The sequence below is a fragment of the Lentzea sp. NPDC036955 genome (assembly GCF_055608005.1).
In genome coordinates this window covers 567,874-587,788 of record NZ_JBVJRC010000003.1, presented here as the reverse complement: position 1 = coordinate 587,788, position 19,915 = coordinate 567,874, and the positions used below count along the sequence as shown (strand labels likewise).

The window sequence follows — 19,915 nt, the reverse complement described above, 5'->3', positions numbered from 1 at the left end:
TTCCGTCGAGGAGGACGACTAGCCGTGACGGCCCCCATTGACGCCGAGGTCGAGGACGCGACCGCGCGCCTGTACCTGGCGATCGGCCGGCTGGCCCGGTTGCTGCGCCGCACCGGATCGCCCGGACTCGGCCCCGGCGCGGTCTCCGCGCTGGCGACCCTCGCCCGCTGCGGCCCCATGCGCCTCGGTGACCTGGCGACGAAGGAGGGCGTGGCCCCGCCCACGCTGTCCCGCATCGTCGCCGCGCTGGTCGAGGCCGGGTACGTGAAGCGCGAACCCGACCCGCAGGACGGCCGCGCCTGGCTCGCCACCCCCACGCCCGAGGGCGAGACGATGGTGTCCGGTGTGCGCTCCGCACGCGTGCGCGAGCTGCAACGCCGCATCGAGCAGCTCACGCCCGAACACGTCTCGGCCCTGGTCAACGCGCTGGACGCGCTGGAGACACTGGTCGGCGAAGAGCCGAAGTAGCGCCGTCGGTCCGCAACTCGACGAAATCGATCGTCACCGAGCCCGTTTTCGGTGCCCTCGCCGGGATAACCTCGCGGAGATCCTTCCGGCGAACATTGGGGCCACCGCATGAGTCGCCCGGTCGCGGTGCTGGACATCGACGGAACCGTCGCTGACGTCCAGCACCGCCTTCACCTGCTCAGTTCGGACTCGCCCGTCAGGTGGGCGAACTTCTTCGACGCGGCGGGAGGCGACGGGCTGCTGCGGCAGGGCGCGGCGCTGGCCCACAGGCTGGCGGTGGACCACGACATCGTGTGGCTCACCGGCAGACCCGTCCGGATCGCGGAGCTCACCCGGCGCTGGCTCGCCGAGTACGGGCTGCCGGCCGGCACGCTGCTGATGCAGCGGGAGGGGGACCGGCGGCCCGCTCAGGTGGTCAAGCTCGAACGGCTCCAGGAGATCCGGCACCGCCGCACGGTCGTCATGGTCGTGGACGACGACCCGCGCGTGGTGAGCCACCTCCGCGAGGCCGGCCTGCCCGTCCACCACGCGTCGTGGTCGCACTGGACTCCCACGCAGGCCAACGAGGGCTGAGTCCCCACCCGGTCACCGGGGCGGGTCGGCCGAGGCGGCGAACAGGTCGTGCAACGCCCGGTTGAAGGCGTCGAACTCCGCGACCAGCACCTCGCGCGTCTGCGCCGGCACGTCCGCGGCCATCGCCACCAAGGCGGGGGTTGGCCACCCTGCACACCGTGCTGCAGGCGGAGCACCTGGCCCGCGACGACGAGATCACCGAACGGTTCCGCCGCCGCAACCGGCTCCTGCGCGGCCACTTCGCCAAGACGCTGGGCGAAGCGGCCGCGACGGAGCTCATCGCGTTCCTCGAAGGAGCGCTCACGGTCTGGTTGCTCGACCCGAGCAGACCGACCTGCGGGCGATGTGCGCCCGCTACCTGTCCAACCTCCACAGCGGCGACACCGGCCCGACCCCCGAACCCAGGGGGTAGGCCGCCGCCACGGACCTCACGATGAAGTCCTTGCCGAACCGCACCGCGTCCGGCACCGAGGCCCCGTGCGCCAGCGCCGAGCTGATCGACGACGCCAGCGTGTCACCGCTGCCGTGCGTGTTCTCGGTGTCGTAGCGCGGGCCGGGCAGCTCCACGAACTCGCGGCCGTCGTACAGCAGGTCCAGGCACTCCGGGTCGTCCCACATGTGGCCGCCCTTGACCAGCACCCACTCCGGTCCCAGCTCGTGCAGCGCCTGCGCCGCAAGACGCTGGTCCGCGCGGTCCTTCACCGCGATACCGGTGATCAGCCGCACCTCGTCGAGGTTCGGCGTCACCAGCGTCGCCCGCGGGAACAGCAGGCCCTTCAACGCCTCCAGCGCCGAGTCCGCCAGCAGCTGGTCGCCGTGCATCGACGCCGACACCGGGTCGACGACGAACGGCACACCACCGCGACCGATCCCGGCCGCGTCCAGCGCCGGCGTGATCGCCTCGATGATCGCCGCCGACGCCAGCATCCCGGTCTTCGCCGCCTGCACCCCGATGTCGGAGGCCACCGACGCGATCTGCGCCGCCACGACGTCGGGCGGGATCTCGTGCACCCCCGTGACGCCGAGGGAGTTCTGCACGGTCGCGGCCGTCAGCGCCACGCACCCGTGCACCCCGCACGCGAACATCGTGCGCAGGTCCGCCTGGATGCCCGCACCACCGCCGGAGTCGCTCCCGGCGATGGTGAGGGCCCTCGGAGGTGTCACGAAGTCTCCACCACGGGCAGGTAGACCTTGTTGCCGGTGCCGGCGAACTCACCGGACTTCTCCGCCATGCCGGCCTCGATGGCCTCCACAGTGGACAGCCCGCGTTCCTCGGCGTAGCGCCGCACGTCCTGCGTGATCTTCATCGAGCAGAACTTCGGCCCGCACATCGAGCAGAAGTGCGCCGTCTTCGCCGGTTCGGCGGGCAGCGTCTCGTCGTGGAACGAGCGGGCCGTGTCCGGGTCCAGCGAGAGGTTGAACTGGTCCTCCCACCGGAACTCGAACCGCGCCTTCGACAGCGCGTCGTCCCAGTCCTGCGCGCCGGGGTGGCCCTTGGCCAGGTCCGCGGAGTGCGCCGCGATCTTGTACGTGATCACGCCGGTCTTCACGTCGTCCCGGTTGGGCAGGCCCAGGTGCTCCTTGGGCGTGACGTAGCAGAGCATCGCGGTGCCCAGCCAGCCGATCTGCGCCGCACCGATCGCCGACGTGATGTGGTCGTAGGCCGGTGCGATGTCCGTGGCCAGCGGCCCGAGGGTGTAGAACGGCGCCTCACCGCACCACTCCTCCTCCAGCCGCACGTTCTCGGCGATCTTGTGCATCGGCACGTGGCCGGGGCCCTCGATCATCACCTGGACGTCCTTGGCGCGGGCGATGTGCGTCAGCTCGCCCAGGGTGCGCAGCTCCGCGAACTGCGCCTCGTCGTTGGCGTCCGCGATCGAGCCCGGCCGCAGGCCGTCACCCAGCGAGAACGTCACGTCGTAGGCCCGCAGGATGTCGCACAGCTCCTCGAAGTGCGTGTAGAGGAACGACTCCCGGTGGTGCGCGAGGCACCACGCGGCCATGATCGACCCGCCGCGCGACACGATGCCGGTGACGCGCTTGGCCGTGAGCGGCACGTACCGCAGCAGCACGCCCGCGTGCACGGTCATGTAGTCGACGCCCTGCTCGCACTGCTCGACCACGGTGTCGCGGTAGATCTCCCAGGTCAGCGCCGCTGGGTCGCCGTTGACCTTCTCCAGCGCCTGGTAGATCGGCACCGTGCCGACCGGGACGGGGGAGTTGCGCAGGATCCACTCGCGGGTCTCGTGGATGCGCTTGCCCGTGGAGAGGTCCATGATCGTGTCGGCGCCCCAGCGGGTCGCCCACACCATCTTCTCCACCTCGTCCTCGATCGACGACGACACCGCGGAGTTGCCGATGTTCGCGTTGATCTTCACGAGGAACTTCTTGCCGATGATCATCGGCTCGGCCTCGGGGTGCTTGCGGTTCAACGGGATGACCGCGCGCCCGATGGCCACCTCGGCGCGCACGAACTCCGCGTTGAGGTTCTCCCGCGCCGCCACGTAGCGCATCTCCGGGGTGATGATCCCGGCCTTCGCGTACGCGAGCTGGCTGACGGCTCCGTTGATCGGTTCCCGTGCGGCGACCCACCCCGACCTCAGGTCGGGTAGTCCACTGTGGACGTCGATGGTCGCGTTGTCGTCGGTATACGGACCGGAAGTGTCGTACAGATCGACATGCTCGCCGTTGGTCAGCTCGACCCTGCGGTGGGGCACGCGGATGTCCGGGGACACCTCGCGGTACACCTTGCGCGAGCCCGAGATCGGGCCGGTGGTCACACTGGGCTTGACCGAACGGTCGTCAAGTGCCGTCACGACATTCCTCCCTACGCCGGCATTACCCGGTCAGGTTCAGGCGGTCGGTGACACCGGCACGACGGCCAGTCACCCTCTCAGCCCGCTCAGGCGCGAGCTCCCGCGTTGTGTTCAGTTGTCGAGACCCGACCATAGTCACGGTGCGCCGCGGCTGCCAAGGCCGCCTTTTGCCCCTAATCTTCTCCCCGTGGCTGATCACCAGCCGTTCCCGCCCGGCGCGCGGCGCGGTCAACGTCCCGCTGTCGTCTCCGCATGCCCTTCGTGCGGTGAGCTCGCGGGTCGCGGCTACCCCGACTGCGGGTTCTGCGCCGAGCTGCTAGACCAGTTCTGGCTCGCGGACTGGGAGGAGCTGCGGACGTCCTCGCAGCTCGCCGACCGGGAGCTGGCCGAGCTGGTCACCTCCGCCGACGTCGGCGTGTACCCCTGGACCTGCGTCGACTGGGCGATGACCCTGCTCGCGTGCTCCCGCTGCGGTGCCGAGCTCGGCACCGGGCCGGTCGAGTGCGTGCGCTGCGCGGTCACCGAGGAGCGCCGGTGGAACTGGGACCACACGGCGCACCCGGCGACCATGAGCGCGAACGAGCACCTGCTGCGCGTCGCGCGGTCGGTCCTGCGCGCCCCGCACCGCAAGCGCTCGGCCGTCGTGCAGGCGTGGAAGCTCGTCCTGCCGTTCCTCATCGTGGGCGAGGTGATCGACTTCGGCCGGCTCGACCGCGTCCGCGCCCACGTCCTGGCGGGTGGCTACGAGCCGCTGGCCCGCTGCCACACCCTCGCTGAGCTGGCCGGACTCCCCGAGCTGTTCTGGCGCCGCGGCGGCCCGACGTCAACGCGGGTCGAGTACCAGCCGGACTCCGAGCGCCAGCAGCACGCCGCCCGACAGCTTCTCCAGAGCCGTGCGCACCCGCGGCCGGGCGAGCCAGCCGCGGACGGCGTGCAGGACCGCGACGACGACCAGGTACCAGACGGTGTCGACCACGACCCAGCCGGCGGCCAGGAGGAGCAGAACCCCCTGGCCGGACTCCCCGGCCGGCGCGAACTGCGGTAGGAACGAGATCGCGAACACGCCCAGCTTCGGGTTCGCCAGGTTGACGACCAGCCCGCTGCGGAACGCGCGGCCGGGCGGTGGCGCCTCGGTCGGCAGGCTCCTGCTGACCAGCGCTTTCACGCCCAGGTAGACCAGGAAGACCGCGCCGCCGATCCGCAGCGCGTGGTAGGCGATCTCCGACGCCGTGAGCAGCACCGACAGGCCGAGCGCCGCGGCGACGGCCCAGCACGCCACCCCGACCTCCATGCCGAACACCGTCGCCAGTGCGGCCCGCCGCCCGTGCACCGACTGTCGCAGGACCACGGCCGTACCGGGTCCCGGCGACAGTGCGATGAGGAACGAGGCCGCGACGAAGGCGACGATGTTTTCCAGTGGCATGCCCCTGATGGTCGCCGACGGCCGCAAGCCGGTTTCTTGACCTGGAGCGCGCTCCAGGTTGTTCGCTGACCGGCATGACGGATCTGGGGAAGCTGGGTTTCGGGACGTGGGCCATGGGTGGCCCGTACACCTTCGACGGCGAGCCGGTCGGCTGGGGACCGTCCGACGACGCGGAGTCGGTCAGGGCGCTGCGGCGGGCGCTGGACCTGGGCGTGACGCTCTTCGACACCGCCGACACCTACGGCTGCGGCCACTCGGAGACACTGGTGGGGCAAGCGTTTGCGGGCGTCCGTGACCAGGTCGTGATCGCCACCAAGTGGGGGTTCACGTTCGACGCGGAGACCCGCCGGATGACGGGGACGGACGGATCGGTCGGGCACCTGCGCCGTGCCGTCGAGGGGTCGCTGCGGCGCCTGGGCACCGACCGGATCGACCTGTACCAGCTGCACATCGGCGACCTGCCGCTCGACCGGGCGGCGCTGCTGCGCGACGAGTGCGAGGCGCTGGTCGCGCAGGGCAAGATCCGGTCCTACGGCTGGAGCACCGACGACCCGGAACGGGCCAGGTTCTTCACCGAGAAGCCGCACGGCATCGCCGCGCAGGCCGACGTCAACGTGCTGTTCGACAACCCGGAGATGTACGCGGGGGAGTACGCGGTCCTGTGCCGCCGTCCGCTCGCGATGGGTCTGCTGGCACGCGAGACGTTCGACGTGCTGCCGGCGGACGACGTGCGCGTCACCAACCCGGCGTGGCTGCGGTTCTTCGTCGACGGCCGCCCGTCACCGGAGTACTTCCGGGCCCGCGAGGCGGTCAGGGACGTGCTGACCTCCGGCGGCCGGACGCTGGTCCAGGGCGCGCTGGCGTGGTTCTGGGCGCGTTCTCCCCGGCTCGTCCCCATCCCGGGGGTGCGCACGGTGGCGCAGGTCGAGGAGAACGCGGCCGCACTGCGGTTCGGCCCGCTGACACCGGACGAGCTCGCCCAGGTCGAGTCCGTCCTGCGCTGGTCCGTCCTGGGCTAGTCCGTCCTGCGCTGGTCCGTCCTGCGTCAGTCGGTTTCTTCGTCGTCGAAGTAGTCGGGGTCGGCGGGGTCCCAGGACAGGCCCGGCTGGCCCCACTCGTTGTCGCGCAGCATCCGCTTCGACTCCCTCTTGTACCGGCCGACGAGGCGGTCGATGTAGAGGAAGCCGTCGAGGTGGTCGGTCTCGTGCTGGAGGCAGCGCGCGAAGAACCCGGTGCCCTCGACCTCGAACGGCTGCCCGTCGAGGTCTTGGCCCGTGCACTTCGCCCACCGGGCGCGTCCGGTCGGGTACGCCTCGCCGGGCACCGACAGGCAGCCCTCGAAGTCGTCGTCCGGGTCCGGCATGGTCTCGGGGACCTCGGAGGTCTCGATCCGCGGGTTCACGATCACCCCGCGGTGCTGCACGCCCTCGTCGTCCGGACAGTCGTACACGAAGACCCGCAGGTCGACACCGATCTGGTTGGCGGCGAGCCCGACTCCGCGAGCTGCTGCCATCGTCTCGAACATGTCGTCGACGAGCGTCTTCAGCTCGGTGTCGAACTCGGTGACCTCACGCGTGGGGTTGTGAAGTACGGGGTCACCAGCGATCACGATGCGGTGCACGGCCATGGTCAGACTTTAAGCCGTCCAAAACTGTCGGTGTCGCGCGGTAGGTTGGAACGATCACGTGATTAGATTGCCCGCACCTGATTGGTGTGGCGACCGTGGGGAGCCAGATGGATCACGCCGAGACGCTTTCCTCCGCTGACGGGCTGACCAGCCGCGAGCGCACCATGCTCGCGTTCGAAAGCCAGTGGTGGAAGTACTCGGGGTCCAAGGAACAGGCCATCAGGGAACTGTTCGACATGTCCGCCACCCGCTACTACCAGCTGCTGAACGGCCTGATCGAGTCCGAAGCCGCGTTGGCTGCCGACCCGATGCTGGTCAAGCGGCTGCGGGGCGTCCGGACAGGCCGCCAAAGGGTTCGCGCCCGCGCCAGGAGCACCGAGGACTGATGACCTCCCCCGAGTCCGCAAGCCCGTCGCGCCCGGCCAAGGCCGCCGGGTTCGCCCTCCTCGGCGTCGCCGCCGTGGCCGCCGTGATCGGAGTCGTGAGCCTCTTCGGCGGCTCCGACGACACACCACCGGCCGCCGCCTCCGGCACGCCGACACCCCCGCCCTCCTCCGCCCCGTCGGAGCCCCAGTCGAGCGCCCCGGCCCAGTCGTCGTCGGCGACACCCCCGTCGTCGTCCGCACCCGCGGTCACGACGACCGCGGCACCGACAGCGCCCCCGATCACCACGTCCGCCGCGGCGCCGCCACCCCCGGTCACCCCGCCCGGCGTCGCCAAGTCCCCGGTGCGCGTCTACAACAACAGCACCGTCGCCGGCCTCGCCGCCCGCGCCTCCGACGAGGTGCGCGCGAACGGCTGGCAGGTCGCCGAGACCGGCAACTACTCGGGCGGCACCATCCCCACCACGACCGTGTACTTCCGGCCGGGCACCGACGAGGAGGCCTCGGCCAAGGAGCTCGCCGCCGTGCTCAAGGCCCGCGTCGAACCCCGGTTCACCGGCATCGACCACGCGGCGCCCGGCATCATCCTGATCGTGACGAACGACTACCGGGGGCCGTCCGGCAGCAAGTAGAGCAGCCGGCGCCAGGCTTCGGCGGAGAACGCGAGCACGTCACCGCTCGCGTTCTTCGAGTCACGCACCAACGCGTCGTGGGCGAGAGACACCTCGACGCACTCGCCCTCGCCGTTGCTGTTGCTAGCGCTGCTCTTCCGCCAGGTCCGGTCCGGGGTCATGAGCGTCCTTTCGAAGTCCGCTGACGTACTCCGCCAGTCGGCGCTTCGATTGTTCCGCATCCAAGGCTGCGGCATCCAGCCGCTTGAACAGCTTCCTGCTGCGCTCGATGGCGCAGCCGTCCTGCACGAAGACGCCTGCCACGTCGCTCTCGGTGTAGACCACCGGCGTTGCCTTCTCGAACTCGTACAGGGTGCATTTTGACTGGACCGCGAGGTCCTTGGCCTCCGCAGGCACGATTCGCAGCATGTGCGTGCTGAAGAGCAGTCGCAGGTACTGGTCTTCCCTGATCCCCACATCGCCCAGCAGCATCTGAAGCGCGAGTTCGTGCAGGTAGAACATGAACTCAGTACGGTGCGAACGCCGCGTGATCGCTTGCCGTTCTATCCGCAACCGGACGTACTCCTTGACGGCTTCTTGGCCGTACGGTCCCTCTGAGATCAGGGCGTGCGCATAACCTTCCGTCTGGATGAGCCCGTTCGGCGTGAGGATGTCGTAGGCGGTGATCTTCGTTGCCATCGCCTCGGTCATTGCGATGGTGCGGAGGTTGCCGGGAAACTGCGCGAAGAACGGGTCAAACGCGTTGTGGTAGCGACTCCTGAACTTCTGCAGGTACTCCAGGTCCTTACCGCACGCCGTCATGATCTGTGCGAGGTCGACGTCGGTCGCCCGCGCCTTCCCGTGCTCGATGTTGGACACCTTGCTCGGGTCCCACCCGAGATGAACGGCGAACTGGCGGCCGTTCATCTTGGTCGTGGTCTCACGCAACAGCCGCAGCTCGTCGCCCAGGTCTCGGCTGAGCGCGGTGGAAGTGGTCGCAGACATGCTTCTGGACGCTATGACGTGCAATTAGTCCATGCCACTGGCTCGTTCGGGTGAAAACGTCAGCGTGCCGCCGCGTACGCCGCCAGCCCGGCGAGCTGTACCGGGTCGAGCGACGGCCGCACGACCTGGCGGGCCTTGGCCAGGTGTGCCTGCGTGACCTCCGCGGCCTCCAGGGACTCGCGCATGGCGGTCAGCGCCGCCTCGCGCACCAAGCCCGCGCAGTCGGCCGCGGAGTACATCTCCAGCTCCTTCGCCAGCTCGGCGAGGTCGACGTCGGCGGCGAAGGGCGTGTTCTTGGAAGCCGCCTTGAGGATCTCCGTGCGCGCGTCCGCGTCGGGAGGCGACACGTACACCAGCCGCTCCAGCCGGCCGGGGCGCAGCAGGGCCGGGTCGATCAGCTCAGGCCGGTTCGTCGCGCCGATGACCACGACGTCGCGCAGGGGTTCCACCCCGTCCAGCTCGGTGAGCAGGGCCGCCACCACCCGGTCGGCCACGCCCGCGTCCGAGGACTGGCCGCGGCGCGGTGCCAGTGCGTCGACCTCGTCGAGGAAGATCAGTGCCGGTGCGGCGTCCGCGGCGCGGCGGAACAGCTCGCGCACGGCGCGTTCCGACTCGCCGACGAACTTGTCCATCAGCTCGGCGCCCTTGACCGTCAGCACGTTCAGCTGGCCGGAGCCCGCCAGCGCGCGCACCAGGAACGTCTTGCCGCAACCGGGCGGCCCGTACAGCAGGATGCCGCGCGGCGGCGACACGCCGAGGCGGGCGAAGGAGTCCGGGTAGCGCAACGGCCACAGCGCCGCTTCCGTCAGCGCCTGCTTGGTCTCGACCATGTCGCCGACGTCGTCGAGGGTCAGGCCGCCGGTCTGGATGGTGTCGGAGGCGGACATGGAGATCGGCCGCACCGTGCCGAGCGCGCCGAGCAGGTCCTCCTGCCCGACCCGCGGCTCGTCGACGTTGCGCTGCCGCAGCGCCGCCCGCACCGCCGCCTCCCTGCGCAACGCGCACAGGTCGGCCGCGACGAACCCCGGCGTCTTCTCCGCCACCGCGCGGAAGTCCACATCGGACTCCACCGGCACGTCCTTCATGAGCACCCGCAACAGTTCTGCGCGGGTGGCCCCGTCGGGCAGCGGCAGGCTCAGCTCGCGGTCCACCAGGTCGGGCACCCGCAGCCGCGCGTCCACCGACTCGGCGCGCGCCGACGTGACGACCAGTGCCAGGTTCGGCCGCGACACCGCCGTCCTCAACATCTCCAGCACGACCGTCGCCACCGGCGGTGCCACCGCGGGCAGCAGCGCGTCGATGTCCGTGATCAGCAGCACCGTCGGGTGCTCCGGCACCGCCGAGATGGCGTCACCGAGCTGCTTGGCCATCGCCCCGGGCTCCAGCACCGCGATGCTGGGCGCGGCCAGCTCCACCAGCTCCGCCTCGACACCGGCCGCGACCGCTCGCACGAGCGTCGCCTTGCCGACGCCCTCCGGCCCGCTGACCATGGCCGCGAGCCGCGCCTGCGCCCCGAGCCTGGTGAGCAGCTCCGGCTGCCGGAACATCAGCTCCAGCCACTCGGTCAGCGTCCTGGCCTGCTCCTTCTGCCCGACGAGGTTCGCGACGGGCAACGCCTCGTGCTTCTCCTGCACCACCACCGGCGTCACCTCCTGCGCCGGCGCCTGCGCGGACCGCCACCCGACGACGCTCGACGGCCGCACCGCCACGGGCCCCGCCGGGTCGGTGGACGTGATGGTGATCAGCTCGTTGGTCCACGTCATGCCGATGGCGTTGCTGAGCTTGCGGCGCGTCTCGGACACGTTCGCCTCGGGCGGCGGCGCGAGGTCCTGGGGGAGCAGCGACACGTTGTCCCCGACCGTCAACACCTTGCCCGTCAACGCCATCCGCACGTGCTCGGGCGTCAGCGCCGTCGTCGCCAGCCGCGACCCCGCCACCGTGATGCTGCGCGCCGCCTCGACCTTCACCGGCGCGACCACGATCTCCGCGCCTTCGACCACGCCGAGGTTGGTGAGCGTGACGTCGTCGACCAGCACCACACCCGGCGGCTGCTCACCGGCCGCCGCCAGCGCCGCGCTGACCCGCGCGCCGGTCAGCCTGACCGCGTCCCAGGCCCGCAACCCGAGCGCGTCGAGCACCTCCGGGTGCAGCCTCACGACACCGCGACGGGTGTCCAGTGCGGACGGGGACAGACGAGCCGTCAGCGTGATCACGCCCCGACTCTAATGCGCCCGCCGACCGCCCACGGGGCGAAGCGCCTCGACCTCGCGGTCAGAACAGCGGAAAGCCCCGCGGGCGCGAACTCCCGCGGGGCTTCCCCGAACTCCTCACCCGGCGATCACGGCTTCTGCTGCCGCCGCAACCCCAGCCGCCGCCACGACCGCCGCCGTCCCGCCGGCGACGCCCCGTCGGCCACACCGGAGTCACGCCGAGGCCGCCGCACAGCCCGCATCGCGGCCCCGGCCACCCGGCCGCGCAACGGCTGCCGCAACCCGAGCCGCCGCGCCGCCACCCCGTGCGCCCGCCGGATCGCCCGGCGCTCCACACCGGTCACGGTCCACGCCTCGGGGTGCTTCGACAGCCACAGGTACCGCCGCACCGAGTACGGCAGGTGCGCCAGGTACACGACCATCGCGATGATCAGCGCCACCAGCGGGAACGTGATCACCGCGGCCGCCAGCAACGCGATCAGCACCAACGACGGCGCCACGAACCGCGGCGGCACCTTCACGGTCTTCACGGACAGGGTGGGAATCCGCGACACCAGCAGCAAGGCCACCACCACGGTCCACACCCCGACCGCGACCGGCGAGTTCCACCAGCCGTCGGTGCGGACCTGCTCCTCGATGATCAACGGGAGCAGCAGCAACAGGCCACCGGCGGGCGCCGGCACGCCCACGAAGAACTCCTTCGCGAACGGCGGCTGTTCCTTCTCCAGCAACGTGTTGAAGCGGGCCAGGCGGACCACCATGCACACCGCGAAGATCAGCGCGATGACCCAGCCGGCCCGGTTGCCCTCGAACTTCCACAGGTAGATGGCCAGCGCCGGCGCCACCCCGAAGGAGATGGCGTCGGCCAACGAGTCCAGCTCCGCGCCCATCTTCGACGTGGCGTCGAGCATGCGCGCGATGCGGCCGTCGAGCCCGTCGAAGACCGCGGCGGCCGCGATGGAGGCGATGGCCGCGCCCCACATGCCGACGTTCGCGAAGTGCACCGAGGACAGGCCGGCGCACATGGCGAGGACCGTGATCGCGTTCGGCAGGAGGCGAACGCCGGGCCCGCTGGGAGCCATCAGGCCTCCGGGAGCTCGGCGAGGACGGTCTCCCCGCCGATGGTGCGCTGACCGGCCTCGACCAGGACGCGGGAGCCGCGCGGCACGTAGGTGTCGACGCGCGAGCCGAAGCGGATGAGGCCGTAGGTCTGGCCGCGCTCGACCTTCTCGCCGTCGGCGACGTGGCAGACGATGCGGCGGGCGACCAGGCCGGCGATCTGCACGAAGATCAGGTCGTGGCCCTCGGTCGTGCGCATCCACACCGTGTTGCGCTCGTTCTCCTCGGAGGCCTTGTCGAGGTCGGCCGAGAGGAACTTGCCGGGGTGGTAGGAGACCTGGACGACCTCACCGTCGGCGGGGATGCGCTGCACGTGCACGTCGAACACCGACAGGAACACGCTGACGCGGGTCATCGGCTGGTCACCGAGCCCGAGCTCCTTGGGCGGCACGGTGTCGACGACGTGCGAGACGGTGCCGTCCGCGGGCGCGATCGCGATGTTCGACCGGGCCGGCGTGACGCGCTTCGGCTCGCGGAAGAACCAGGCCACCCACGCCGTGAGCACGGCGCCGACGACGCCGAGGCGCTTGTTGAAGCGACGCAGGACGAACGTGAGGACCGCCGCGCCGGCCACGAACGGACGTCCGGCCGGGTTCATCGGCGGAACGATCCCGCGCGCGAGTTCGAGGAAGTGGGAGACGGGCTTTTCGCTGCTCATCGTGGTGTGGGATTCCGTAGCTTCCGTGGATGTCGGGCGGCAACACGCTACGCCAACACGCCAAACCGCCCACATGGACTGCCGAGAAAACAAGTGGCCGGTAGCCCCGTGCATCCCCCGACGAATGCACGGGCCCACCGGCGCCTCAAGCCAGTGTAATCCCGGTCACAGGGGGTCAACAACGCCGTGCGGTGAGCGTTCCGTCACAGTCCGTCGACGCCGAGCGCCCGCAGCCGCGCCCGCACCTCGCCCACCCGCGCCGGGTCCCGCACCGCCGGTGCGACCAGGTCTTCGGAGTGCACCGCAGCTCCGTCCGCCATCCGCACGACGGGGATGCCGCCCCAGTTGAGTTCCAGCACGCCCCGCCCGGTCGTCACGAGCTGGTCCGCGACCGCGCAGGCGAGCAGTTCCGTCACGCTCTCCACGGCCGCCTCGTGCACCTGCTCCTCGCTGAGCGAGCCGTCCACCGGCCGCCCGGTCAGCCGGTGCAGCTCGGCGCGTTCCAGGCACGCCAGCACGTCCCGCAGCGTCTCGCCGACCCCGCTGACCCGCCCCGCGTGCCGCAGCGCGTCCGCGTACCGCCTGACCAGCGCCGGACCGGTCAGCGGCGCCAGCTCCTCCCACGAGATCGGCGGCCCCTGCACGTCGAGCAGCGCCGCGAACGCCTCCGGAGGCGTCCCGTCGAGCAGCTCCCAGGCGGGCCGTTCGTCGACCGGCACCGAGTCGGCGGCCGTCATCGCCGCGACCCGCTCGCGCACCGGCGGGTGGCTGTCGAACACCGACGTCGGCTCCTGCTCGGCCAGCACCGCCTCCAGCGCCCGCAGCTGGTGCACCCGCCGCGGGTGCGCCAGGTAGGCGCGGAAGCCCTCCAGCAGCGGCGGCGTCCGCCCCGCGAGCACCGCGAGCACCACGTACCAGCGCAGGTAGTCGCCCCAGCCCGCGCCGACCGGCCCGATCCGCAGCAACGCCCGCCGCGCCGCCGCCACCCCGGCCGCGGCCACCGACACCTCGTCGGCGAACCGCTCGTGCCGCCGGCTCTCCGAGGCCACCACCAGCGAGTACAGCCGCGCCCACCCGTACAGCAGCCGCATGAAGTCGCCCTGCTCGACGGCCAGCTCCAGCGCGAGCTTCGCCCGGAACCGCACCGCTGACACCCGCGTGTGCCCGCCGCCGTAGTGGCCCAGCTCGTGCGCCAGCACCGACCGCAGCTCACCGACCGACAGCCCGGCCACCAGCGGCACCCCGAGCTGCAGGTACCGCGTGCCACGCCGTTCCCACACGCCCGCGTTCGGCTCCGGCACCAACCGGACGTCGTCGGGCGAGCGCGTCCCGGCGAGCGCCGCCAGCTCGTCCACGTGCCGCCACAGCTCCGGGTGCGCGGCCCGGCCCAGCGGCACACCGGTCGGCTCCGGCCGCGCGTACACGGCCCGCACCACCGCCCACAACAACAGGAACCCCACCGCGGCCGCGATGAACCCGACCCAGCCGCCGCCCTGGAAGTCCCCGATCCGGAACCGCCACACCGACAGCGCGACCAGCCCCGCCGTGACCGCCGCGCCGAGCACGAAGAACCCGGCGAGCAGCACCAACGCCAGCACAGACCGCACAACCGCCACCGGATCGCCCGCTACCGCAGGTGCCGGACGGTGACCTCGTCGCCGGCCGCCAGCTCCGTGACGTCCTCCGGCACCTCGATCAGGCAGTTCGACAACGCCAGCGCCGACAGCAGGTGCGAACCCGGCCCCCCGACCGGCGTGACCACCTCGCCCGACGCCGGGTCGTACGCGCCCCGCCGGAACTGCGTCTTCCCGGCCGGTGACGTGAGCGGCGACGAGATCCGCGCGCGTGCGGTCAGCCGGTCGGTGCGGGTGTGGCCCATGGACGCCAGCAGCGCGGGCCGCACGAACACCTCGAACGACACCTGCGCGCTCACCGGGTTGCCCGGCAGCGTCAGCACCGGCACGCCCTCGTACCGGCCGGAGCCCTGCGGGCCGCCCGGCTGCATCGCGACCCTCGTGAACTCGACGTCGTGGCTCGCGAAGGCGTCCTTGACCACCTCGTACGCGCCCGCGCTGACCCCGCCGGACGTCATGATCACGTCCACCGACCCGAGGTGGGGCGCGAGCGCCCGGTGGAACGCCTCCACGTCGTCGGGCACGAACCGCAGCCGCACCGCCACGCCGCCCGCGTCGCGCACCGACGCGGCCAGCATCATGCCGTTCGACTCGTAGATCTGCCCCGGTCGCAACGGGGTGCCCGGCTCCACCAGCTCCGTGCCCGTGGACAGCACCAGCACCCGCGGCCGGCGCCGCACCGGCAGCTCGGGCAGGCCCAGCGCGGAGGCCAGCCCCAGCTGGGCAGGGCCCAGCCCCGTTCCGGCGACCAGCACCGGATCGCCCTCGCGCACGTCGTCGCCCGCCACCCGGATGTTCGTGCCGGGTGCGACGGTCGCGTTCACCTGCACCTGCTCGGTGCCCGCGTCGGTCCACTCCACCTGGACCACCGCGTCCGCTCCCGGCGGCACCGGCGCGCCCGTCATGATCCGGTGGACTGTGCCGGGCTCCACCGGCCGCACGTCCACCTTGCCCGCCGGGATGTCGTCGGAGACCGGAAGGCGGACCGGGACCTGAGCGAGGTCACCGGAGCGGACGGCGTACCCGTCCATCGCGGAGTTGTCGAACGGCGGCAGGGACACCGGCGCGATCACGTCCGCGGCGAGGACCAGCCCGAGGCACTCCTCGAGCGGCAGCTGCAGGACCGGCATCTGCCCGACGAGCGAGGCGACGCGCTGGCGGTGTGCGGCGACAGAGGTGGGGGACACGACTGCATACTGCCAAGGTCGCGGAGGCCGTGACGATCTCCCGGCCCACTCGTGGACCGGTTCAACCCCTGGGGGTGCACAGCGTGCAGGTCCGGACCCGGCACACACCGAGCTTCGGCGTGGCGAGACTCGTGCTCGCACCCGCGGAGATGGTGCTGGTCGAGCCGCAGTCGGTGCTCGCCACGAGCTACGGGCTCGCGGTCGAGCCGAAGGGCGGCGCCGTCACGCTGTGCACCGCCGGCGCCGAGGGCGGCTGGGTCGACGTCGCACCGGCGCTGCCCGGCGAGCTGCACACCGTCGACCTCGACGGCAGCAGCGGCTGGTGCATCTCCCGGCTCGGCTGGATCGCGTCCGGCAGCGCCGTGGTGATGAACCCGCAAGCGCCCCCGTTGCAGGCGCTCTTCGGCGGCGTCGAAGGATTCCTGAACTACGCACGTGGACAGGGGACGGTGCTGCTCGGCTGCTCCGGCGCACTCGACCTCGTGACCCTCGGCGAGGGTGAGGCGGTCACCGTCGACACCGATCACGTGCTCGCTTTCTCCGACACCGTGCAATGCCGGCTCCGCGCGTTGCCACCCGAGGGCACGCAGAACGTCCGTTCCGGTGAGGGCCTGGTGTTCGACTTCGCCGGTCCCGGTGCCGTCCTCACCCAGACGCGCGGACCCCGCCGGCTCGCCACCTGGTTGCGCGCCAACGGAGTCAGCTCGCGTTCATGACTCCGTAAGGAGGTATCCGAGTGAGTTTTCTTCTCCTAGCGTTGCGTTCTGCGCTTTGCGTGATCTGAAGGAGGACGCCTTGGCTCTCGGTACCGTCAAGTGGTTCAACTCCGAAAAGGGATACGGCTTCATCGCAACCGACGACGGGCCCGACGTGTTCGTGCACTACTCGGCGATCCAGATGGACGGCTTCCGGACGCTCTCCGAGGGCGACCGGGTGGAGTTCGAGGTGCAGGCCGGCCGGGACGGGCGCAGCCAGGCCTCGGACGTGCGCAAGGCGTAGAAGTCACTGTTTGAGCAACCCCGAGCAGCGCGATCCCGGCGGGCGTTAGGCTGCCTCGCGTGTCTGAGGACCTGAGCGGGCGGCGGATCGCGCACTACCGGATCGACGGTGTGCTCGGTCGCGGTGGCATGAGCGTGACCTACAAGGCCACGGACGTGAGACTGGGCCGGAAAGTCGCGCTCAAGGTCATCGGTGAGCACCTCGCACCCGACGCGGAGTTCCGCGAGCGGTTCGTCGACGAGGCGCGCAACACCTCCGCCATCGACCACGCGAACATCGTGCCGCTGTACGACTTCGACGAGGTCGACGGCCTGCTCTACATCGCGATGCGGCTGGTCGACGGCCAGGACCTCGCGGGCCACGTCAAGGAGGGGCCGCTCACCCCCGCCCGCACCCTGACGCTGCTGGCCCAGGTCGCCGAGGCGCTCGACATGCTGCACGGCAAGGGCCTCGTGCACCTCGACGTGAAGCCGGCGAACGTCCTCGTGACCACCAAGGAAGGCGTCCGCGAGCACGTCTACGTCGCCGACTTCGGCCTCACCCGCCGCGGCGCCACCGGCCACCGCACCCGAACAGGTGATTTCCTCGGCTCGCCGACCTACGCGGCGCCGGAGCACCTGCGCGGCGAGCCCGTCGACGGCCGCACCGACCAGTACGCGCTCGCGTGCATGCTCTTCGCCTGCCTGTCCGGGCGCCCGCCGTTCCAGGGCGGTGTGCAGGAGGTCATCCAGGGCCACCTCGCCCAGACCGTGCCCCCGCTCTCGCAGCTCGTCGCGCTGCCGCCCGCCATCGACGACGTCATCCGCCGCGGCACCGCGAAGGAGCCGGCCCAGCGCTACTCCAGCTGCGCCGAGCTGATCGCGGCCGCACGCGTCGCGCTCGCCGGGGTCGCGCAGGGATCGAGCCCCGCTCAACTCGGGCCGCACTCCGGCTCGATCCCCGTGCAGTCGCCGCTGTCCGGTCCGACGCCGGTGCAGCAGCAGGGCGGCTACCAGGGCGGGTACCCGCAGCAGCAGCTGTCCGACCCGGTCCGCCTGCGGCCGCCGAACCAGGTGGGCGTGAGTGCGTTCAACGCCACGTCCAAGGAACGTCCCGCCTGGCTGGCGCCGGTCATCGCGGCCGCGGTCGCGATCGTGGCGATCGTCATCGTGGTGATCATCCTGTCGCCCGGTGACGAACCGGCACGTCAGCCCAAGACCAACTCCTCGCCCACGCTCAACGTCGGCGACGACCCGACCTCGCGCAAGCCGCTGCCGACCTCCGTGCCGGTGCGCACGACGGGCTGACGCTCCACCCCGGCTGCTTGCACTCGCCGTGCCCGAGTGCTAAACACGTCTTAGCACTCGGCTCAGTCGAGTGCCAAAGAAGTGAGGCTGGGAAGGTGAGGCCCCCTTCGCGGGGTCGTCCGTCGCGGGCACCGAACCTGGCCAAGCGAACCGTGTTCCGCTGTGGGCTTTGCCGGCCCGCAGTGGCCCAGAATCCACAAAGGCGGAGGAACACACCGCAATGGCCAAGATGATTGCGTTCGACGAGGACGCCCGCCGCGGTCTCGAGCGGGGTATGAACACCCTCGCTGACGCCGTCAAGGTGACGCTCGGCCCGAAGGGCCGCAACGTCGTGCTCGAGAAGAAGTGGGGTGCGCCGACGATCACGAACGACGGCGTCTCCATCGCGAAGGAGATCGAGCTCGAGGACCCGTGGGAGAAGATCGGGGCCGAGCTCGTCAAGGAAGTTGCGAAGAAGACGGACGACGTCGCTGGTGACGGCACCACGACCGCGACCGTTCTCGCCCAGGCCCTGGTTCGCGAGGGTCTGCGCAACGTGGCCGCCGGCGCCAACCCGCTCGGCCTCAAGCGCGGCATCGAGCAGGCCGTCGAGGCCATCGCCGAGCAGCTCCTGAAGAACGCCAAGGAGATCGAGACGAAGGAGCAGATCGCTGCTACCGCGTCCATCTCCGCCGCTGACCCCACGATCGGCGAGCTCATCGCCGAGGCGATGGACAAGGTCGGCAAGGAAGGCGTCATCACCGTCGAGGAGAGCAACACCCTCGGTCTCGAGCTCGAGCTCACCGAGGGCATGCGCTTCGACAAGGGCTACATCTCCGGTTACTTCGTGACCGACCCCGAGCGCCAGGAAGCGGTCCTCGAGGACCCGTACATCCTGCTGTTCGGCTCCAAGATCTCCACGGTCAAGGACCTGCTCCCGCTCCTGGAGAAGGTCATGCAGGGCGGCAAGCCGCTGCTGATCATCTCCGAGGACGTCGAGGGCGAGGCCCTGGCCACGCTGGTCGTCAACAAGATCCGCGGCACCTTCAAGTCCGTCGCCGTCAAGGCCCCGGGCTTCGGTGACCGCCGCAAGGCCATCCTCCAGGACATCGCCACCCTCACCGGTGGCCAGGTCATCACCGAGGACGTCGGCCTGAAGCTGGAGAACGCCGACATCTCGCTGCTGGGCAAGGCCCGCAAGGTCGTCGTCACCAAGGACGAGACCACCATCGTCGAGGGCTCGGGCGACGCCGACCAGATCCAGGGTCGCGTCAACCAGATCCGCGCCGAGATCGAGAAGTCGGACTCCGACTACGACCGCGAGAAGCTCCAGGAGCGCCTCGCCAAGCTCGCCGGCGGCGTCGCCGTCATCAAGGCGGGCGCGGCCACCGAGGTCGAGCTCAAGGAGCGCAAGCACCGCATCGAGGACGCCGTCCGCAACGCGAAGGCCGCCGTCGAGGAGGGCATCGTCGCCGGTGGTGGCGTCGCGCTCCTGCAGGCCGCCGAGGCCGCGTTCGAGGGCCTGAAGCTCACGGGCGACGAGGCCACCGGTGCGAACATCGTCAAGGTCGCCGTCGAGGCGCCCCTGAAGCAGATCGCCGTCAACGCCGGCCTCGAAGGCGGCGTCGTGGTCGAGCGCGTCAAGTCCCTGCCCGCGGGCGAGGGCCTCGACGCCGCGACCGGCGAGTACAAGGACCTGGTCGCCGCCGGCATCATCGACCCGGCCAAGGTCACGCGCTCCGCGCTGCAGAACGCCGCGTCCATCGCCGCGCTGTTCCTGACGACCGAGGCCGTCGTCGCGGACAAGCCGGAGAAGAACGCCGCTCCGGCCGCGCCGGACGCCGGTGGCATGGACTTCTGAGTCCAGCCGCTGCTGTTCCACCTCGGAAGGCCCGGTCCCGCTTCGGCGGGGCCGGGCCTTCCGGCATTCCGGGGAG

The 19,915-nt window shown here is 71.0% G+C and carries 20 protein-coding genes and 1 riboswitch; of the genes, 9 read left to right on the top strand and 11 right to left on the bottom strand.

Annotation, left to right across the window (positions count from 1 at the left end; all coding sequences use genetic code 11):
* Positions 1 to 24 precede the first annotated feature (24 nt).
* Both ACZ7CF_RS12055 and ACZ7CF_RS12050 read left to right on the top strand, forming a co-directional pair.
* Complete coding sequence (locus tag ACZ7CF_RS12055; RefSeq protein ID WP_231114466.1) at positions 25 to 468, top strand: MarR family winged helix-turn-helix transcriptional regulator; 444 nt, start codon at positions 25 to 27, stop codon at positions 466 to 468.
* A gap of 108 nt (positions 469 to 576) precedes the next feature.
* On the top strand, positions 577 to 1,041 hold the full coding sequence (locus ACZ7CF_RS12050) for a phosphatase domain-containing protein (RefSeq protein WP_360385412.1): 465 nt from the start codon (positions 577 to 579) through the stop codon (positions 1,039 to 1,041).
* 354 nt (positions 1,042 to 1,395) lie between these two features.
* Here ACZ7CF_RS12050 and thiD read toward each other — a convergent pair whose 3' ends face one another.
* From thiD to ACZ7CF_RS12035, 3 genes are all read right to left on the bottom strand, one after another.
* Entirely contained in the window at positions 1,396 to 2,205 is an 810-nt protein-coding gene (thiD, locus tag ACZ7CF_RS12045; protein ID WP_458429580.1) for a bifunctional hydroxymethylpyrimidine kinase/phosphomethylpyrimidine kinase, read from the bottom strand.
* Positions 2,202 to 3,857 carry a phosphomethylpyrimidine synthase ThiC gene (gene thiC, locus ACZ7CF_RS12040; protein WP_470369566.1) on the bottom strand — a complete coding sequence of 552 codons (1,656 nt, stop codon included), beginning with the start codon at positions 3,855 to 3,857 and terminating at the stop codon, positions 2,202 to 2,204. Before thiC ends, thiD begins: the two co-directional genes overlap by 4 nt.
* A riboswitch (TPP riboswitch) is annotated at positions 3,847 to 3,971 on the bottom strand. Its footprint overlaps the gene before it by 11 nt.
* A gap of 709 nt (positions 3,972 to 4,680) precedes the next feature.
* A complete protein-coding gene (locus ACZ7CF_RS12035) occupies positions 4,681 to 5,280 on the bottom strand; it encodes a LysE family translocator (protein WP_360385420.1) in 600 nt (199 codons plus the stop codon).
* A 74-nt stretch (positions 5,281 to 5,354) separates the two neighbouring features.
* Between ACZ7CF_RS12035 and ACZ7CF_RS12030 the strand changes: the two genes are divergently transcribed.
* A complete protein-coding gene (locus ACZ7CF_RS12030) occupies positions 5,355 to 6,299 on the top strand; it encodes an aldo/keto reductase (RefSeq protein ID WP_470369565.1) in 945 nt (314 codons plus the stop codon).
* A 26-nt stretch (positions 6,300 to 6,325) separates the two neighbouring features.
* Here ACZ7CF_RS12030 and ACZ7CF_RS12025 read toward each other — a convergent pair whose 3' ends face one another.
* Complete coding sequence (locus tag ACZ7CF_RS12025; RefSeq protein WP_360385424.1) at positions 6,326 to 6,907, bottom strand: peptide deformylase; 582 nt, start codon at positions 6,905 to 6,907, stop codon at positions 6,326 to 6,328.
* 107 nt (positions 6,908 to 7,014) lie between these two features.
* Here ACZ7CF_RS12025 and ACZ7CF_RS12020 point away from each other — a divergent pair, with 107 nt between their 5' ends.
* Both ACZ7CF_RS12020 and ACZ7CF_RS12015 read left to right on the top strand, forming a co-directional pair.
* Complete coding sequence (locus tag ACZ7CF_RS12020; protein WP_360385426.1) at positions 7,015 to 7,293, top strand: DUF3263 domain-containing protein; 279 nt, start codon at positions 7,015 to 7,017, stop codon at positions 7,291 to 7,293.
* Positions 7,293 to 7,922 carry a LytR C-terminal domain-containing protein gene (locus ACZ7CF_RS12015; protein ID WP_360385428.1) on the top strand — a complete coding sequence of 210 codons (630 nt, stop codon included), beginning with the start codon at positions 7,293 to 7,295 and terminating at the stop codon, positions 7,920 to 7,922. The genes ACZ7CF_RS12020 and ACZ7CF_RS12015 overlap by 1 nt, the downstream gene beginning before the upstream one ends.
* On the opposite strand, the gene ACZ7CF_RS12010 is transcribed toward ACZ7CF_RS12015, so the two are convergent.
* The 7 genes from ACZ7CF_RS12010 to moeA all read right to left on the bottom strand — a co-directional run bounded on the left by ACZ7CF_RS12010 (position 7,895) and on the right by moeA (position 15,714).
* Complete coding sequence (locus ACZ7CF_RS12010; RefSeq protein ID WP_458429575.1) at positions 7,895 to 8,083, bottom strand: DUF397 domain-containing protein; 189 nt, start codon at positions 8,081 to 8,083, stop codon at positions 7,895 to 7,897. The two genes, ACZ7CF_RS12015 and ACZ7CF_RS12010, sit on opposite strands and share 28 nt — an antisense overlap.
* Entirely contained in the window at positions 8,046 to 8,906 is an 861-nt protein-coding gene (locus tag ACZ7CF_RS12005; protein ID WP_458429574.1) for a helix-turn-helix domain-containing protein, read from the bottom strand. Before ACZ7CF_RS12005 ends, ACZ7CF_RS12010 begins: the two co-directional genes overlap by 38 nt.
* A 59-nt stretch (positions 8,907 to 8,965) precedes the next feature.
* The gene (locus tag ACZ7CF_RS12000; RefSeq protein ID WP_360385434.1) at positions 8,966 to 11,119 is read right to left on the bottom strand and encodes an AAA family ATPase; all 2,154 of its coding nucleotides are present in this window, start codon (positions 11,117 to 11,119) and stop codon (positions 8,966 to 8,968) included.
* 125 nt (positions 11,120 to 11,244) lie between these two features.
* Positions 11,245 to 12,198 (bottom strand): CDP-diacylglycerol--serine O-phosphatidyltransferase, encoded by a 954-nt coding sequence (gene pssA, locus ACZ7CF_RS11995; RefSeq protein ID WP_360385436.1) that lies wholly within the window; start codon positions 12,196 to 12,198, stop codon positions 11,245 to 11,247.
* Complete coding sequence (locus ACZ7CF_RS11990; protein WP_360385438.1) at positions 12,198 to 12,893, bottom strand: phosphatidylserine decarboxylase; 696 nt, start codon at positions 12,891 to 12,893, stop codon at positions 12,198 to 12,200. The genes pssA and ACZ7CF_RS11990 overlap by 1 nt, the downstream gene beginning before the upstream one ends.
* A gap of 203 nt (positions 12,894 to 13,096) precedes the next feature.
* Positions 13,097 to 14,500, bottom strand: a complete 1,404-nt coding sequence (locus ACZ7CF_RS11985) for a M48 family metallopeptidase (RefSeq protein WP_470369564.1) — start codon at positions 14,498 to 14,500, stop codon at positions 13,097 to 13,099.
* A gap of 20 nt (positions 14,501 to 14,520) precedes the next feature.
* The gene (gene moeA / locus ACZ7CF_RS11980; protein WP_470369563.1) at positions 14,521 to 15,714 is read right to left on the bottom strand and encodes a molybdopterin molybdotransferase MoeA; all 1,194 of its coding nucleotides are present in this window, start codon (positions 15,712 to 15,714) and stop codon (positions 14,521 to 14,523) included.
* A gap of 83 nt (positions 15,715 to 15,797) precedes the next feature.
* On the opposite strand from moeA, the gene ACZ7CF_RS11975 reads away from it, so the two are divergent.
* The 4 genes from ACZ7CF_RS11975 to groL all read left to right on the top strand — a co-directional run bounded on the left by ACZ7CF_RS11975 (position 15,798) and on the right by groL (position 19,839).
* Complete coding sequence (locus ACZ7CF_RS11975) at positions 15,798 to 16,430, top strand: AIM24 family protein (protein ID WP_360385444.1); 633 nt, start codon at positions 15,798 to 15,800, stop codon at positions 16,428 to 16,430.
* Positions 16,431 to 16,509: 79 nt separating this feature from the next.
* Positions 16,510 to 16,713 carry a cold-shock protein gene (locus ACZ7CF_RS11970; protein WP_360385446.1) on the top strand — a complete coding sequence of 68 codons (204 nt, stop codon included), beginning with the start codon at positions 16,510 to 16,512 and terminating at the stop codon, positions 16,711 to 16,713.
* Between the two features lie 59 nt (positions 16,714 to 16,772).
* Positions 16,773 to 17,999, top strand: coding sequence for a serine/threonine-protein kinase (locus ACZ7CF_RS11965; RefSeq protein ID WP_470369562.1), 1,227 nt, complete (start codon positions 16,773 to 16,775; stop codon positions 17,997 to 17,999).
* Between the two features lie 220 nt (positions 18,000 to 18,219).
* Complete coding sequence (groL, locus tag ACZ7CF_RS11960; protein ID WP_360385450.1) at positions 18,220 to 19,839, top strand: chaperonin GroEL; 1,620 nt, start codon at positions 18,220 to 18,222, stop codon at positions 19,837 to 19,839.
* Positions 19,840 to 19,915: the final 76 nt, after the last annotated feature.

Excerpts from the sequence above, each read along its gene's own strand:
- pssA (WP_360385436.1), bottom strand. The coding sequence starts at position 12,198 with ATGGCTCCCAGCGGGCCCGGCGTTCGCCTCCTGCCGAACGCGATCACG.
- ACZ7CF_RS12020 (WP_360385426.1), top strand. The coding sequence starts at position 7,015 with ATGGATCACGCCGAGACGCTTTCCTCCGCTGACGGGCTGACCAGCCGC.
- ACZ7CF_RS11990 (WP_360385438.1), bottom strand. The coding sequence starts at position 12,893 with ATGAGCAGCGAAAAGCCCGTCTCCCACTTCCTCGAACTCGCGCGCGGG.
- ACZ7CF_RS12015 (WP_360385428.1), top strand. The coding sequence starts at position 7,293 with ATGACCTCCCCCGAGTCCGCAAGCCCGTCGCGCCCGGCCAAGGCCGCC.
- ACZ7CF_RS12050 (WP_360385412.1), top strand. The coding sequence starts at position 577 with ATGAGTCGCCCGGTCGCGGTGCTGGACATCGACGGAACCGTCGCTGAC.
- ACZ7CF_RS12035 (WP_360385420.1), bottom strand. The coding sequence starts at position 5,280 with ATGCCACTGGAAAACATCGTCGCCTTCGTCGCGGCCTCGTTCCTCATC.
- ACZ7CF_RS12025 (WP_360385424.1), bottom strand. The coding sequence starts at position 6,907 with ATGGCCGTGCACCGCATCGTGATCGCTGGTGACCCCGTACTTCACAAC.
- ACZ7CF_RS12010 (WP_458429575.1), bottom strand. The coding sequence starts at position 8,083 with ATGACCCCGGACCGGACCTGGCGGAAGAGCAGCGCTAGCAACAGCAAC.
- ACZ7CF_RS12005 (WP_458429574.1), bottom strand. The coding sequence starts at position 8,906 with ATGTCTGCGACCACTTCCACCGCGCTCAGCCGAGACCTGGGCGACGAG.
- groL (WP_360385450.1), top strand. The coding sequence starts at position 18,220 with ATGGCCAAGATGATTGCGTTCGACGAGGACGCCCGCCGCGGTCTCGAG.
- ACZ7CF_RS12030 (WP_470369565.1), top strand. The coding sequence starts at position 5,355 with ATGACGGATCTGGGGAAGCTGGGTTTCGGGACGTGGGCCATGGGTGGC.